Below are 15,419 nucleotides of genomic sequence, written 5' to 3' on the forward strand. Positions count from 1 at the left end.
TGCAACGTTGCCGAAAAAGCAAACGATACCAACGGGCAGGCAGTATTGGCTGCTGCACCACAATAGATGAACCCGGCTTATGCGCCGGGCATTGTAGGATAAGTTCCGTTGTTTCTTCCGCATGAGCTGATGGGCCGAAAGAACCAATCCAAACCGCCTGTGGATGGGTAGATACCGCACTGCACAGTCAATTTCCAGAGGCTTGCCGGCGGTCAGGCCAGTTGATCCTTTATTCGCCCCAATGCCTCATCCCGCCCAAGTACGGCTATGACATCGAATACGCCAGGAGACGTTGTGCGCCCGGTCAGAGCTGCGCGAAGCGGCTGGGCGACCTTTCCGAGCTTCAGTTCCTCGGCATCGGCAAAGTCACGAATGACCGTTTCCAGTGTCTCCAACCGCCAATCGCCGGCCGTCTCCAGCAGCGGCAAAAGCTTGCTTAACGTATCGCGGCCGCCCTCGGACAGTATCTTTTCCGCCTTGTCTTCATTGTTCAAGGGCCTTTCGGCGAAGAGAAAGCGAGCACCGTCGGCAAGATCCGACAGGGTGCGGGCGCGTTCCTTCAAGCCCGGCATCGCTTCCCTTAGCTGCCTGACCTTTTCATCGGATTTACGAGCTTCGAAATAGTCTCCGCCTTCCATGTGGGGGAAGAACGCACACAATGCTTCCGTCAAGGTGTCGTCGTCGCCATTTCGTATGTAGTGGCCGTTTATCGCTTCGAGTTTCTTGACGTCGAACCGGGCGGCGCCCTTGTTGACATCGGCGATGTCGAACCATTCGATCATCTGTTCCATTGAAATGATCTCGTCGTCGCCATGGCTCCATCCAAGGCGTACCAGATAGTTGCACAGTGCTTCTGGCAGATAGCCCATGGCGCGGTAGGCCTCGGCGCCCAAGGCTCCGTGGCGCTTAGAGAGTTTGCCTCCGTCCGGGCCGTGGATCAGCGGAATATGTGCCATTGTCGGAACCGGCCATTTCATCGCATGATAGATAACCGTCTGGCGGGCGGCGTTGGTCAGGTGGTCGTCGCCGCGAATGATATCAGTCACACCCATGTCATGATCGTCGACAACGACAGCAAGCATGTATGTGGGGTTGCCGTCAGAGCGCAGGATGATGAAATCGTCCAGATCGCCATTCGGGAACGACACATCGCCTTGCACGCGATCAGCAACGACCGTCACGCCGTCGCGCGACGCCTTGATGCGGATTGCCGGTTTCACGCCGGATGGTGCCTCGGAGGGGTCGCGGTCGCGCCAGCGACCATCATAGCGCGGAGGGCGGCCTTCGGCACGAGCCTTTTCACGCATCGCCTCGAGCTCTTTCGGCGTCGCATAGCAATAATAGGCATTGCCCGATTTCACGAGTTCCTCGGCGATCGCACGGTGTCTGTCGACGCGTGCATATTGTGAGATAGGTTCTCCATCCCAGGAAAGTCCCAGCCATTGGAGACCGTCCAGTATTGCTTCGACGGCCTCATCGGAGTGGCGGCTACGGTCAGTATCTTCAATGCGCAGCAGCATCTTGCCGCCACGGTTCTTAGCATAAAGCCAATTGAACAATGCGGTCCGCGCGCCGCCGATGTGGAGAAAGCCGGTCGGGGAGGGGGCAAAACGGGTTATGACGTCTCCGGACATGGAGTTTCCTTGGGTTTTCGATTTGTCTGGAACTTGGCGGGTCATGTAACACACAACCTGAAGAGTGCAAGGTGCGCAGGGTGCTTTGCGGTCAGGCAAGCAAAATGTAGGATCAAAGGCCGGTACGGGACTGACGAAAGCTCCATGAACAGCTCAGATCGGGTCAAAGACGGGCGGTCCGCCGAAAGGCTCGCTGCTCCTGATGCGCATGACAGGGCGCCGACTTCACGGGAGGGAGCCAGGCCCGGATCTTTCACGTCCATATGGCGCACCTTGATTGACGCTTTGCGTAAGGAAGCCGGTCCGGGCCAGGCGATGCTTTGGCTTCCGGTTTCCATGGCCCTTGGTGCCGCGACCTGGTTTGTCTTGCCGGAAAGACCAGCCATTCTTCCTGTTGCGGTTGCCCTCGGGTGCTGCATGATCGTTCTCGCAGTCTCGGATCGTGAGTGGCTTCGCAAGTCTGGTTTGCTGGTCGCGGGTTTTGTTTTAGCGATGCTTGCCGCCGATTTTGAGACAAGGCAGCTGAACACGACCCTCTTGGATGGAGAGGTGACGACAAATATCGTCGGGACGGTCGTCGCCCGTGACGTCGACCATGCAGGTCGTTTACGCTATACGATCAAGGTCGATCGCAGTTTTGATCCACAACTGCGACGGCCGCCCGAGACCGTCCGTCTTGTCGCCAGGGCCAACCATGAACCGGTGGAAATCGGCGGCGGCGTTTCGGGGTTGGTGCGCCTGCGACCGCCTTCGGGACCAGCCCTGCCGGGCAGTTTCGACTTTACCTACAACTCCTTTTTCAACGGTATCGGCGCCAACGGGTTTTTCCTTGGCAAACCCGATACGACGTATGTGCCGGATGCAAGCGGTCGCGGTTGGTTCGAAGAAGGTGGGCTGACACTTCAACGCCTGCGTCAAAAGATCAGCGAACGGGTCAAAGAGGTGCTGCCCGGAGAGGCGGGCGGCTTTGCGGCCGCGTTGACGGTTGCGGACCGTCGTTCGATGAGCCCGGATACGGTGGATGCCCTGCGGCAGAGCGGGCTTGCCCATGTGCTGGCGATTTCCGGCCTGCACATGGCGCTTGTGGCAGGCACATTCTTCTTGCTTGTGCGCGCCTGTTTCAGCGTTTTTCCCACGATCGTGCAGGCAGTTCCAACGAAGAAGTATGCGGCGGTCGGAGCCTTGGCCATCGCCACGCTCTATCTTTCCATCTCCGGAGCAAGCGTTTCGACGCAACGGGCCTGGATCATGCTGGTCATCATGCTGATCGCCGTGCTCGCGGACAGACAGGCGCTGACGATGCGCAATGTCGCCATTGCCGCAATGATTATCATCGTCATAACGCCCTCCGCCGTTCTCGGGCCGGGCTTTCAAATGTCGTTTGCCGCAACTGCGGCACTAATTGCGACTTATGCGCTGTGGAATAAACCCCGGCCCGGAACAGGGCGTGCTGAGGCCGGGTGGCTGGGCACCCCGGCACGCGTTCTGTTTGTCTTTTTCCTTGGGCTGGCGGTTACGTCACTCGTTGCAGGTCTCGCCACGGCGCCGTTTGCCATCCATCACTTCCATCGGATTGCGGCATACGGGCTTCTGGCCAATCTGGCCGCCATGCCGATTGTCACCTTTATTGTGATGCCGGCGGGGATGTTTGCCGTCCTGCTCATGCCATTGGGTCTCGAAAAATGGCCGTTGATCGTGATGGGAGGGGGGCTTGATGCAGTGATAGCCATCGCCCGTTATGTTCGTGACATCGGCGGTGCGGTTGTCGTTGGTCAGATAAGCCCGTGGATAACACTTGTTGCGGTCGCCGGCCTGCTGATCTTTGTGTTGAGCAGGACCCGGTTGAGGATCGTAGGGCTGGCGCTGCTCCTGCTCGCTGGAGCCGCCATGACGATACCACGCACGTGGCCTGACATTCTGATTGCCGAGGACGGCAGGTTGGTTGCACTTGTCAATAAAGGCGGCTTGGCCACAAACCGCAAAAGACCACCCCGATTCATCTTTGAGCAATGGCAGACGGGGCTCAAACGAACCCGACATGATACGCCCCTCGATATCGCTGGCGGGATAAATGACCTTGGATCCGCATTGGAAGCCTCAGCTGCGAGGACTGATCACATGCAGTGTGCGGCAAAAACTTTCTGTGTCGGCGTGTCGGGCAGTGGGACGAAACTGGCTCTGGTTGAGGATTTATCCTATCTCGGCGCTGCCTGTGACGAGGCAGATATCGTCGTGACCGCGGCATCGATTGCGATGGAGCGGTGTTATTCCGGAGCCCTGCTGATTACAGGCCGCATGCTGCGCCAAAGCGGCGCTTTGGCCATCTGGACGAAAACGAACGGCAATCAGCCGAAAATACGTTCGGCAGTTGCCAGTGTTGACCGAGCCTGGACGCGCCATCGCGCCTATAACTGGCGCAATGACAGCTTCTACAAGATCACACCGTCATGGCGTCAGTGATAGCGCCTGATCAGCCCCACCAGCTTGCCTTGGATCTTCACCTGATCCGGGCCGAAAATCCGAGTCTCATAGGATGGGTTTGCTGCTTCCAGGGCAATTGAGGCGCCCTTTCTGCGGAACCGCTTCAAGGTTGCTTCCTCGTCATCGACAAGCGCGACAACGATTTCACCCGGATTGGCTGTGGAGGCGTTTTTGATGACCACAGTATCGCCGTCAAAAATGCCGGCTTCGATCATTGAATCGCCCTTTACCTCAAGCGCGTAATGTTCACCGCCGGACAGCATCTCCGGGGGGACGCTGATATTGTGCGTATTGTTCTGGATGGCCGATATGGGCACACCGGCGGCGATCCGGCCCATAACGGGTACGCTCACCGCAGCCTGCGTATCATCATTGTCCTGAACCGGAAGCGGTGTGGGTTCAGGCGCGGGTTTACCCAGGCTGCCTTCGATAACGCTTGGCGAGAACCCCTTGCGTTGCTGGCCGGCCGGAATCATCGTCTCGGGAAGGCGCAAGACTTCAAGAGCGCGGGCCCGGTTTGGCAGCCTTCGGATGAACCCACGTTCCTCCAAGGCGGTAATCAGGCGATGAATGCCTGATTTTGAGGCAAGATCAAGCGCTTCCTTCATCTCGTCGAAGGACGGCGGGATGCCCGTCTCCTTCATACGCTCATGAATATAAAGCAGCAGCTCATGTTGTTTTCGCGTCAGCATCGCCGGCTCCCGAATCGGAGAAACAAATACAGAACATACACTATATGTTCCATTTGTGTTCTTCAAGTGTTTATATTTGGTTAACAGACTGCCCGGCGTCGCTAACAGGGTAGTCAATCGGGTTTTGCCGACAGGGCATTGCGGCCGGCGCCCGTCAATCGCTGTCCGGTAATAGGGAGCGCCGGTTAAAACAAGCACCGCTGTGTTCGCTTTCGCCCGTCCCGTTAAAATTGTATAAACCTGCGCGTTGTACCTTCAGCCTCAAACACGGCAGGGGGTTTAGCCAATGAAAAAGATGCGATCGTCATATCCAGGCTGCGGGCCCATCACAGCGTGCATCACCGGAGAATTTCTGCCGGATGATCGTGCGGGTCTGTCCGGGCTGGAAGACATTGCGGTCACGATCCCGCGTACGATCTATCTCGGGCGCGGACCGCACTGTGGCCAATTTCGGTCCGCCGCTGCCGGTAAATGAGATGCAGCTTGTACGCCACTTTTGGGCGATGTTCCTCTACAGAGTTCATTACTGGATGTGGGACCGGTGGTTCGAAACGCGGGAGGCAGTTGCCACGCGCGGGACGTTGCATCAGGACGATCTTTCCCCGGTGAATTCGGCTCATGCCAAATTGTCTTATGAATATGGCGCGTCTCCACGCCTTGTGCTGGGCTGGATCCTCAAAGGTTTGAATGAGGATCTGAGCCGTTTCTCTTTTGTCGATTACGGATCGGGCAGGGGGCGCATGTTGCTGACTGCCGCCCAGTGGCCGTTTCGTCTCGTGCACGGGATCGAGTTCAGCAGCATTTTACATGAGCAGGCCGAGCGCAATATTTCCGGTTATCCGAAAAATCATCTCAAATGCAGGGACATAAAATCGGTCTGCTGCGACGTCATGGATTACGATACGCCGAAAACCGACTGCATCCTTTATTTCTATAATCCGTTCGAAGGCGAACTGCTGGATAAGGTCATCCGCAAATATTCGCACTGCGACGATAGCGGCGCGAAGCGCAAGGTGATTATCGTCTATTACAACTCCATGCACCGCCATGCGCTCAATGCAAATGAACGGATCAGGCCGAGGCCGATGTCACGCTTTGTCAAACTGATCATCAAACTCTTCAGCCCGCATCCGGTCCATATTTACGAGCTGGCTCCCGCCTGACGCGGCCCGGGAAGCCTTGACGGCTGATGTGGATTGATCTCTCGCGCACTAGAGCGGAAAATCGAACTTCATGATCGTTGACCAGGTGCGCCGGTTGATCGTCTCGATCGTCCTGATCGATTCCCGGATTTTTCCGATCTCGGAAGCGTCGAGGGCTTGTGTCTTGCCTATCTTGATGGCGTTCTTGGTCTCCGCGATGCGCATGAGGATCGTTTTTGCATTCCTGCCTTCATCGTCGAAGGAGTAGAGGCAGTGGTTGTAGCGGTTCTTGTGTTTCAGGACCTTGACCATGTCGCCGGTCAGTCCAAGAATATCCTTTCTGGCCTGTGGCTCGGTCCGCTCCATTTTGGCCAGCCGGTCGACAAGATCGAGCCTGGCGCGAGTGGTGTTCAAGGTCAGGAATATGACGATCGCCGTTTCTTTATCGATCCCGGCCAGCCCCGCAATCAGATGAATGAGAAGGGTCTCAGTGTTGGTCCAGGAGTAATTCATCTGCCCGACCAGCAGAAGTATCTTCTGAAACTGCTCGGGCAGATGCGGCTGTGGTCTGGTCTCTGATGTGACCATGCTGAGTTAACCTCCGCGTTCTGGAAGCAAAGGCTTCGGCTAACCGGGTCCGTTCGCCCGGCCTGCCTTGATCTCACCGAAATAGACCGCGGCAGCTTCCGTCCTGTTGCCGACACCGAGTTTCTCGATGATGTGATGCATGTGCAGCTTGATGGTGTTTTCCGAAAGTTCCAATTCGGCTGCGACGACCTTGTTTTGATAACCTCGGGCAACCAGTTTCAGCACGTCAATTTCCCTTGAAGTCAACCTGCCGCTTCGGGCGTTTTTTGCCCCGGTAACCTGTGTCCGCGTTGTGCCGTCTTTTGTTGCGCGCGCAATCTCTATTTGGCTGTCGCCGCTCGTATGAAGTGGTGCCGGGGCTTGCCTGGGTATGTAGTCACCGCCGTTCATCATCAGCCGGACAGCTGAAAGCCAGATATCGAGCCGCAGGTTCATCGGCAGAAAACTTTCGACCAATCCGGTTAAAGCGGGATCATTCATGAGGTCAGGAAGGGGCCGTGTCTCGTTGCAGGCGAGACACAAGATCTGGGTCGGGAAGAGCTCGCGCAGCCGGTCGTAGTTTGAGCGAACTTCGTCCGACAAGGTCTCATCTATGACGATGAGGCACACACGCACCTCAAGGTCTTCGGTTTTGTGGAAGAGTTGTTTGAAATCGAGACGCCGTTCGAGGACCAGATCCTCAATTTCATTTATCAGCGCTGTCTCGATGCATTCGGCAAAGTTGTGGTTTGGGCCCACAAACACAATGGCTCGTTCTGTGGAGCCGGGACCCTTGGTCGCCCTACTCATCACTACCTCCGTTAAGAGGCCCCAGAACTAAACTGAACTGCTAATTATTTTTATGGAGGCTGCCCACCCCTCTGATATTCATCCATACTACCAATTCTTGCATAAGAGGTAAATACATCGATAGGTTTATATATCCCGATTTACCTAGCCAATAGTGGCGAAACATCAACAAAGATAGACTTTTCAGACTAGTAAACCGGTCATTCCATTCTTGTTAATGATGGAAACAAGCCGTGATCAGCTCGCCATCTTGTTGAGCCGTCAGGAGACATGCTTATCCGGCCAAACACTGACATCATTTAGTTTCCTGGTGCTTTTGCTCAATTCAAGACGCTGATAAAAAAGCGAAATTGCCACACCAAAAATTTATACTCCGTTTTATCTAGTATTAATTTCCGGGTTTTCAGACCTCTCAAAACTTAACAAACTATTACCGACCGCCGTAAGAGCGGATTTCAAGGCATGGGGTATCTGACACAACCAAATGGCGAGGCGTTCGCCGTTTGATTGCGCGTGATCCTTTGCCTTTTCGCTTGGATAGCGGTCGGGAACACAGGAAGGGAGGTCAAGCTGGCCACGGGCTCGATGTACGGCGTTTGAAGCCGGCGTGGTTGTTCCAAATCCGTTCGGACATTCGTCCACAATTCAAACCAAGACAGCTGAGTACCGCTTTGAAGAAGAGTGGCGGTGAGGCTGTCCCGCACAAGTGAGGACACTCCAATGAGTTCCAGAAAGTATTGGTGGTGGGATAACCAGCATCAGGGTCAACACCAGGATCAGGATCAAGACCAGCATCAGGGTCAGCATCAGGGTCAGAAAAGCTATCAGGGTCAGTACCAGGGCCAGCACAGTGATAACGAAAACGACAATCACAATGGCAATGGCAACCTGAACGGCAACGGCAACCTGAATGCCAACCTGAACAAGAACTACAACAAGAGTTCTTCGGACAGTGACGCATATGCCGGCAGCCACTCCAAGAGCGGTTCGCACAGCTATTCCAAATCGGCCACTTACAACAAGTCCGATGTGGATGTTGATGTCGACGTCAAGCTGGACATGAAGGGCTATATGCCGACCGACAATGACCACAACGACATCGATATCCAGAATTCGACCGTCGAAGGTCTTCTGGTCAACCGCGATGGCGACATCGACTACAACCCCGGTGACGATGTGTCGTTCGACGACATCCTCAACGGTGCGTTGGGCGGTGCCGGCAATGACAGCGCAAACGTCTTCTCGCAGACCAACACGCTCGTCGACAATGACAAACTGATCGATCCGGATGTCACCAACAACAGCAACTTCAGTCAGAATGGCAGTGCTTACGGTGGTAATGCAACGGCTGACGAAGGCATTGATGCCGGCGGCGGTGGCGGCGACGGCGGCTCCAAGGCCATGGCCAATGCGAATGGCGCTGATGGCGGCCATGCGATTGGCGGTCTGGCCCTGGCCGGTGGCGGCCACGGCGGTAACGCCAAGGGCGGCAATGCCAAGGGTGGCGACGGCTATGGTGCCGGTCTCGGTCTCGGCGCCGTAGGCGTCGGTGTCGGTGTCGGCGGTGATGCTGACAAAGCCGGTGACGGCGGCAATGCCAAAGGCGCCAAGGCGAAGGCTGAAGGCGGTGATGGCGGCGATGTCGATGCCAGTGGTGGAGACGCCGGCGCAATTGCCCTGTCCAAGGCCTATGCCGACTCCGATGGCGGCGGACATTGGCACTGGCACAAGAAGCCGGGTGGCGATGACGCCGAAGCCAAGTCGCTTGCCGCAGCAGGTGCCAAGGGCGGCAATGGCGGCAAGGGCAAGAGCGATGCCGATGGCGGTGACGCAAAAGCCTATGCGACCGGAGGTAAAGGCGGTGACGGAGGCGACTCCATAGGTGGCGGCGGCTACGGCGCCGGACTGGCCAAGGGTGACGGCTTCGGTGCCGGCAAAGGCGTTGGCGGCGACGCAACCGGCGGTGCTGCTACCGGTGGTAAAGGCATTGGCGGAGAAGCCATTGCCAAAGGCATCGGCGGTGACGGCGGAGCCGGCGGAGTTGCCAAAGCCATCAACGGTGACGGCGGAGCCGGTGGAGCCGGCGGCATGTGGGGTTCCTATAATGGTGACGACAGCACCATAAACGGAATCTCAGAAGCTATTGCCGGTGCTGCGATTGACACCACCGCGTTCAATCAGAGCATCGTTATGGGTGCCAATATCCTCGGCAACACGGTCGACATGACCGTGGTCGGCGGAAACTACACCGAAACGTTGACCGGTGACGACAGCGTCTGACCTGATTTGAACCGGAAGCCGGGCAGCAATTGCCCGGCTTCATTTTTGCACCAAGGCCGGCGTCGAATGACCAGCCTGGATGCGAGCAGAAAATGATGGGGCACTACGGATCAACCGGGAGGCGTTAAAGTGCCCATGGATCCCGTCACAGAAATCATCGCTCATTTTATTGGTGTCTTTAATATCGTTGTCGAAGAGCAACGTGCGCGCATGGACTACGACGAGTTCAAAGCACTTGAAAAGATAACCGACGAGGACAATGAGCTTCCGAACATCAATGTTACTGTCAAAGCGCCTCACGAGTTCGTCGACTATATCCCCCACGTCAACTACACGCCGCCGCCCGTCGACCTTGTGCCTGAGATCATTCCCGGGTTGTTTGACGAGCCCGGAACGCTGCCTGACATTCTCATTGAGAGCGTGAAAGATTACGCCTTTGCGCCGGAAGTTTACTCTTTCGGCTTTGCCTCGAAGTTCTCCTTAAGTTTCACAATCACGCCTCCAGGCTCCATCGTCGTTATCGCCAAACAGACGAACCGGCTGACCGATAATGACTATGTGATCTGGGACGATTGGGACGTAGACGTCCTAGACAGCGCGTATTTCGACGCCGGTCTTGACGCTCTCCTATCCTCGGCGGCGGGCCTTGATCCGATCGGAAGTCTGAACTTGCCGGCCTCAGAGGAGGCAATTGGTGCGATTGTCGTCGGGATCATCAGCGAACTCGAAGATTTGTCTGATGCTGCTTCTGCCTTCCAAATCGCCTCCGGTCAGCAGGTCTTTGGCATCCACGTCAACGGTGAGAAGACGGACGCCGCCCCGAAGATCGACGCATACCTGCCTGCGAAAGAGGATGAAGCGGACGAAAACGCTGGTGTGTCGTTTGTGGAAGGTGAGGGCAGTTTTGAGCCGGTGCCGTTGATGGAGGTGGCAACCGGTGGGAACTTCGTCGTCAACGAAGCCTATATCGCGTCCTACTGGCTCGATGCGGCTGTCTTTGCCACGATGGGCGATTATGTCTCCATTGATCTCATCAGCCAGATCAATGTCTGGAGCGATGTAGACAGTTTCCTGGGTTCTTTCATCAGCCCGGCGGCAGCGAGCGAGACGCTGGCCTTCAATATTGCATCCTTCTCATTGGAAAGCAGCAGCTCCGACGATGAGGAAAAGGATGTTTCGGGGTCGTTCCCGGCGACCTGGGCCGTGACGCGCATCGAAGGAAATCTCGTTTTTCTCAACTGGCTTGAACAGGTCAATCTGATATCGGATCACGACGTCACCATCCTGTCGTCGTCGGGGACGTCCACCACGTTGACGACGGGCGACAATGCGGCAATCAACTCACTTTCGCTCTTTGAACTCGGGACCTATTACGATCTTATTGTCGTTGGCGGCGATCTCTACCACGCCAATGTCATCAACCAGATCAACGTGCTGCTTGATGGCGACTATCTTTCCTCCATCAATGAGTTCGGAACGTCCTGGGACGGCGCCGTGTCGACCGGGAACAATCTCCTGTGGAACCAGGCAAGCATCCACAAGATCGGCGAGACCAGTATCGGCTCCATGCCAGACGCCTACATGCAGACCGCTGAAAATCTCAAAAACGGCGTCGATACGATTGCCGCCGGTGTGCTGGGCGACGAAGCCTTTGCAGGCCTGACGGGGCTGCGCGTCCTCTATGTCGAAGGAAGTATCTACGATCTGCAAACGATCCTGCAGACAAATGTGGTGGGAGATGCGGACCAGGTTTCCGTCATCGCATCGGAACTGGCCGGTGGAGCCCAAAGCAAGTGGGATGTGGAAACGGGCGATAATGATGTCATCAATCTCGCATCGATTGTCGATGCCGGCACGGATTCGGCGGTCTATGTCGCCGGGGAAGCCTATTCCGACGCGTTTCTCCATCAGGCCGAGCTCGTCTCGGATGACCCGACGGCAGGCACTGAGGCGGCCACCAGCCTGGCGAACGAGGCCGTCCTGTTCCTTGCGGACGGTATGCTCGAGCCGGAAGGCGAGAACTCTGAATCAGTAAAACCCGTTGATCCGGTCGATCCGGTTCAGCCGGACGTCATGCAGACAATGCTGGCTTAACCGGGGGAAAAAACGTGAATTACTCCGACCGCACCGCGCAATCGCGGACCGACGAGACGTCTTTGCATGATGAAGACACAAGTTTTGATGATGACGGACAACGGGACCCGCTGGAAAAAATCGATGAGGCCGTTGAAGAGCTCAAGGCTCTGCCGGATGAAGATGACGGTTCTTCGCTATCTGACAGCGGACTGTCTCAATCCGATGTACCACCGAGTAGCCCGGGCGCGCAGACCATTACCGCAAAGTCAGATGAACCAACGTTTCGGGTTGATCGGCCAAATTCCGTGCCCGGCACTAAAACCATAGAGGGCGATAGCGGGCCCGTGCGGGCGCGTGGCGCGCAGACGGATGACAATGGCGGTTCCGGAAGCGGCGGCAATAAAGGCCACGGCGGCGGTGGCGGTGGTGGAGGCGGTATGTTCCACAAGCGCCTTGGCCCGGTGGATTTTTCCAAAAGCCTGAAGGCGGGACTTGCCGCGGTACGCAACAATATGGCGATCGTCATGGTCTTCAGTTGCGCTGCAAATATTCTTGTTCTGGCGATCCCGATCTATCTTTTTCAGATATCGGACCGGGTTCTGACAAGCCGCTCAACGGACACGCTGATCATGCTGACGGCCGTAATCGTGGCGGCAGTGATCCTGCAGGTCGTCTTCGATGCAATCCGCCGGTTTATCCTGATGCGGACCGCCGTCGAGTTGGCCGCTCAACTGGGGACACCGATCCTCAGCGCCGCGGCGCGCGCTTCCTTGCACGGAAACGGGCGTGAGTATCAGATATTGGGTGACCTGCAGCAGCTTCGCTCATTTCTCGTCTCGGGAACGTTGCTATCATTTCTCGACGCGCCGTTCACGCCCCTGTTTGTCCTTGCAATCTTCCTCATTCATCCCGACCTTGGCATGATCGTGGTCGCCACGGCCCTTGCCTTGCTGGTCGTTGCGCTGATCAATCAGAAGCTCACATCGGCGCCGTTCGGCGAAGCAAACAGCCATATGAGCAAAGCGAATCTGCATCTGGATTCCATGGCGCGGAATTCGCAGATTATCAATGCGCTGGCGATGATCCCGGAAGCGGTTAACATTTGGGGAAAGGACACGGCATCGTCGCTTCGTGCGCAGGTCACCGCGCAGGATCGTAACATCATGTCGGCGACCTTTTCCCGCGGCATAAGACTGCTCACACAGGTCGGCATGCTCGGTTGGGGCGCCTTTCTGGCAATCGACGGCCAGATCACCGGCGGCATGGTGATTGCCGCATCCATTATTGCAGGCCGCGCGCTGGCGCCGATCGAGGGTGCAATTGAAGGCTGGAACCAGTTCTTGCTGTCGCGATCGTCCTATGGGCGTATTGCGGCGCTTCTGAAGAGTTCTCCGCTGAATTTCGAGCGATTGAAACTGCCGAAGCCGCAGGGACGCCTCGATGTCGAACGCCTGCTTTACGTGCCGCAAGGCACCAAGCGTGTTGTACTCAATGCGGTCCATTTTTCGCTCGCACCGGGGGACTCACTGGCGGTCATCGGCGACTCGGGCGCAGGGAAGACGACACTCGGCAAGATGCTTGTCGGTTCGATCCTGCCCACATCTGGATGCGTGCGTCTTGATCTTATGGACCTTCGAAACTGGGATCAGAGGCAGTTCGGAGAGAGCATCGGCTATCTGCCGCAGGACGTTCAGCTCTTTCCGGGCACGATCAAGGACAATATCGGCCGGATGCGCGGGGATGCAACGGACGAGCAGATATTCGAAGCTGCCTCGCTGGCTGACGTCCATGAGATGATTGCCTCACTGCCGCAGGGATATGAGACGACTGTTGCGGCCGATGGGTCTCCGCTTTCTGGCGGTCAGAAGCAACGCATCGCCCTGGCGCGTGCATTCTTCGGCGATCCGCGCCTTGTTGTCCTGGACGAACCCAACTCGAATCTCGATGCGCTGGGCGACAGGGCTTTGGCCAATGCTCTGGCGCATGCCAAGAAAAACGACATCACGGTGGTGGTGATTACACAGAAGCCGGCGCTTCTTCAGCACGTCGACAAGATACTTCTTCTCGCCGGAGGTGCGGTTTCCATGTTCGGCCATCGCAATCAGGTTCTGCAGGCGCTGGCCGAAAGCCAGAACAAGGGCCGCCTCGGCGGCGCCGAACAGCAATAAGGGGAGCACGGTATCATGACCCAGTTGCAGCAGGTAGCGGACCATATCGAGTGGTATTCCGAAGTGCCGAGAGGCATCAGGAAACATACTTATTACGGTCTGCTGTTGATATTGGCGGCGTTTGGCGGGTTCGGCGCCTGGGCTTTCACCGCACCGCTTGCCGCGGCGGTCATTTCGCAGGGCAGTTTCGTGGCCACCGGGCAGAACAAGATCATCCAGCACCTGGAAGGTGGCGTCATTCAGGAGATCCTGGTGACCGAGGGCGATATGGTCGAAGAGGGCCAGCCGATTGTGCGCCTTGATGATACGTCAGCGTTGGCCGATGAAAGGCAGCTGTTTTTAAGGCGGGCGCGGTTGGAAGCGATTAATGCGCGGCTTGTTTCACACTTTCAGGGCCTGACACAGGTTGCGTTCCCGGACTTTTTGACCCGGCAGGCCGACAAAGCGGAAATCGCCTCAATGCTTGAGAGCCAGAAAATCAACTTTCAGGCGTCCCGCGGCAAGCTGGAGAATGATCTCAAGGTCTATGAAAGCAATGTCGCGTCGCTTGAGTTTCGTGCCGACGGATTTGAACTGCAGCGCAAATCGATGGAGCGGCAGCTTGAGTTGCTTGAAGGTGAACTGGTGGGCAAGCAGGCGCTGCTTGAAAAGGGTTTCATACGCAAGGTGGAGGTCAATGCGATCCAACGGGCCATCGCGGACGCCGAAGGCCAGATCGGCCGTCTCGATTCACAGGTATCCGAGACCCTGGCGCAGATAGCGAAACTGAGACGGCAGATGGCGCAGACGCAGACCAATCATCAGCAGGCCGTGGTCGATGAGCTGCAGTCGATCGAAGCGGAGCTCGACACCGTCCGGGAACAGTTCCGCAATGCAGAAAACGTGTTGCGACGGGCTCTTATCCGTGCGCCGGTTTCCGGAACAGTCGTGAAGATGAATTACCACACATCCGGCGGCGTGATTGAAAGCGGAAAAAGCATTGCCGAGATCCTGCCGTCAAATGTGCCTCTCATCATCGAGGCGCATGTATCACGCACGGACATTGACAGTGTACGTGTCGGGCAGCCGGCTGTTGTCAGGTTGAGCGCGCTCAACCAGAGGATCACGCCGGTGCTGAACGGTAGGGTTCACTATGTGTCCGCTGACTCGCTTCCGGACAAAAGCCAGCCGGCCATGCAGCGAGAGGTTTACGTTGCGCGTGTGACGTTGGACGCTCGTGAAATGCAGCGGGCGCGCGGCTTCTCCCCGACACCCGGCATGCCGGTAGAGGTCATGATCCAGACGAAAGAGCGAACCTTCTTCGACTATCTGAGCCAGCCGGTCATCGACAGCATGGCGCGCGCGTTTCGTGAACAGTGAAGCGCAGGGCAGGCCTTACGCTTCCTCGATCATCCTGTCTTCAAGCAAAAAAAAGGTGAGCTGGCTTGCACAGCTCACCTCGCATTCGACATGTCCAGCGGTCTGGGGCTTTCCGCTGCTTTGCGAACACTTAGTTTGGTTTGCGCTAACGCGCTCACCGGAAAGGCAAAAATCATGCGATTCCAAATAAACCCTAATCTCTTCCGCTCG

At 56.7% G+C, this 15,419-nt stretch carries 10 protein-coding genes; 6 read left to right on the forward strand and 4 right to left on the reverse strand.

What is annotated here, in order from left to right; all coding sequences use genetic code 11:
* Positions 1 to 212: 212 nt before the first annotated feature.
* A complete protein-coding gene (gltX, locus tag OQ273_RS07880; RefSeq protein ID WP_267989901.1) occupies positions 213 to 1,634 on the reverse strand; it encodes a glutamate--tRNA ligase in 1,422 nt (473 codons plus the stop codon).
* Between the two features lie 144 nt (positions 1,635 to 1,778).
* On the opposite strand from gltX, the gene OQ273_RS07885 reads away from it, so the two are divergent.
* Positions 1,779 to 4,094, forward strand: coding sequence for a ComEC/Rec2 family competence protein (locus OQ273_RS07885; protein ID WP_267989902.1), 2,316 nt, complete (start codon positions 1,779 to 1,781; stop codon positions 4,092 to 4,094).
* Here OQ273_RS07885 and lexA read toward each other — a convergent pair.
* A complete protein-coding gene (gene lexA / locus OQ273_RS07890; RefSeq protein WP_267989903.1) occupies positions 4,088 to 4,807 on the reverse strand; it encodes a transcriptional repressor LexA in 720 nt (239 codons plus the stop codon). The two genes, OQ273_RS07885 and lexA, sit on opposite strands and share 7 nt — an antisense overlap.
* A 476-nt stretch (positions 4,808 to 5,283) precedes the next feature.
* Between lexA and OQ273_RS07895 the strand changes: the two genes are divergently transcribed.
* Positions 5,284 to 5,970 (forward strand): class I SAM-dependent methyltransferase, encoded by a 687-nt coding sequence (locus OQ273_RS07895; protein WP_267989904.1) that lies wholly within the window; start codon positions 5,284 to 5,286, stop codon positions 5,968 to 5,970.
* A gap of 48 nt (positions 5,971 to 6,018) precedes the next feature.
* Here OQ273_RS07895 and OQ273_RS07900 read toward each other — a convergent pair whose 3' ends face one another.
* Together OQ273_RS07900 and OQ273_RS07905 are read right to left on the reverse strand one after the other, a co-directional pair.
* On the reverse strand, positions 6,019 to 6,537 hold the full coding sequence (locus OQ273_RS07900) for a hypothetical protein (RefSeq protein WP_267989905.1): 519 nt from the start codon (positions 6,535 to 6,537) through the stop codon (positions 6,019 to 6,021).
* 39 nt (positions 6,538 to 6,576) lie between these two features.
* The gene (locus OQ273_RS07905) at positions 6,577 to 7,326 is read right to left on the reverse strand and encodes a response regulator transcription factor (protein ID WP_267989906.1); all 750 of its coding nucleotides are present in this window, start codon (positions 7,324 to 7,326) and stop codon (positions 6,577 to 6,579) included.
* Between the two features lie 720 nt (positions 7,327 to 8,046).
* Here OQ273_RS07905 and OQ273_RS07910 point away from each other — a divergent pair.
* The 4 genes from OQ273_RS07910 to OQ273_RS07925 all read left to right on the forward strand — a co-directional run bounded on the left by OQ273_RS07910 (position 8,047) and on the right by OQ273_RS07925 (position 15,209).
* Positions 8,047 to 9,606 carry a hypothetical protein gene (locus OQ273_RS07910; protein WP_267989907.1) on the forward strand — a complete coding sequence of 520 codons (1,560 nt, stop codon included), beginning with the start codon at positions 8,047 to 8,049 and terminating at the stop codon, positions 9,604 to 9,606.
* 135 nt (positions 9,607 to 9,741) lie between these two features.
* Entirely contained in the window at positions 9,742 to 11,700 is a 1,959-nt protein-coding gene (locus tag OQ273_RS07915; protein WP_267989908.1) for a hypothetical protein, read from the forward strand.
* Positions 11,701 to 11,714: 14 nt separating this feature from the next.
* Positions 11,715 to 13,850: a type I secretion system permease/ATPase gene (locus tag OQ273_RS07920; RefSeq protein ID WP_267989909.1), complete on the forward strand. Its 2,136-nt coding sequence runs from the start codon at positions 11,715 to 11,717 to the stop codon at positions 13,848 to 13,850.
* A 15-nt stretch (positions 13,851 to 13,865) separates the two neighbouring features.
* On the forward strand, positions 13,866 to 15,209 hold the full coding sequence (locus tag OQ273_RS07925) for an HlyD family type I secretion periplasmic adaptor subunit (RefSeq protein WP_267989910.1): 1,344 nt from the start codon (positions 13,866 to 13,868) through the stop codon (positions 15,207 to 15,209).
* Positions 15,210 to 15,419 lie beyond the last annotated feature (210 nt).

This window comes from Hoeflea prorocentri, from assembly GCF_027944115.1.
In the GTDB taxonomy this organism is placed as follows: domain Bacteria; phylum Pseudomonadota; class Alphaproteobacteria; order Rhizobiales; family Rhizobiaceae; genus Hoeflea_A; species Hoeflea_A prorocentri.